This is a genomic window from Geminicoccus flavidas (assembly GCF_009806515.1).
Lineage (GTDB): Bacteria > Pseudomonadota > Alphaproteobacteria > Geminicoccales > Geminicoccaceae > Geminicoccus > Geminicoccus flavidus.
The window spans coordinates 1-664 of sequence record NZ_WUJP01000453.1 but is presented as its reverse complement, the minus strand read 5'-3'; the positions used below and the strand labels follow the sequence as shown (position 1 = coordinate 664).

Here is a 664-nt window from a genome sequence, read left to right as displayed (position 1 = left end):
TCGAGATCCTGACCTTCGTCACCAATCTCGAGCATATGGGCGACATCGTCGACAAGAACCTGATGGAACTCGCCGCCAAGAAGATCCGTCAGCAACTGCAGTTCTCTCCCGACGGCATGGCGGAGATCGAGGCCTTCCACGCCGAGATCCTGCGCGACCTGGAGCTGGCCTTCGCCGTGTTCCTGACCTCGGACCTGGCGGATGCGCGCCGGCTGTTCGCCGCCAAGGCCAAGATGCGCGAGCTGGAGCGCCGCTACACCGACAGCCACCTGGCCCGGCTGATGACCGGGCGGGTCGACACGCGGGACAGCTCGAGCCTGCATCTCGACGTGATGCGCGACCTCAAGCGCATCCATGCCCATATCGTGTCGGTCGCCTACCCGATCCTGGAGCGGGAAGGTGAACTTGCGGCGAGCCGCCTGCTCAGCGAGGCCGACGAGGCGGGCCGCGAGGCCAGCCTGCCGACTTGACCGAAAGAGGCCGCTCGTCGACAGGAACCCGTCTCCGCCACCCACGCGACCGGCCAACCCGACCAGCATGGCAGCCAAGCTCGACCTCGACCCGATCCTCGCCCGCAAGGAGGAGCTGGAAGCGCTCCTGGCCGAGCCCGGCCGCCAGGACATCGTCCAGCTCTCCCGCGAGCTGGCCGAGCTGCGCCCGGTCA

1 protein-coding gene is annotated in these 664 nt (G+C 67.6%); it reads left to right on the top strand.

Annotation, left to right across the window (positions count from 1 at the left end; genetic code table 11):
• A partial coding sequence (locus EQG76_RS12670) for a Na/Pi cotransporter family protein (RefSeq protein WP_200840772.1) occupies nt 1–470 on the top strand: 470 nt, incomplete at its 5' end.
• Nucleotides 471–664 lie beyond the last annotated feature (194 nt).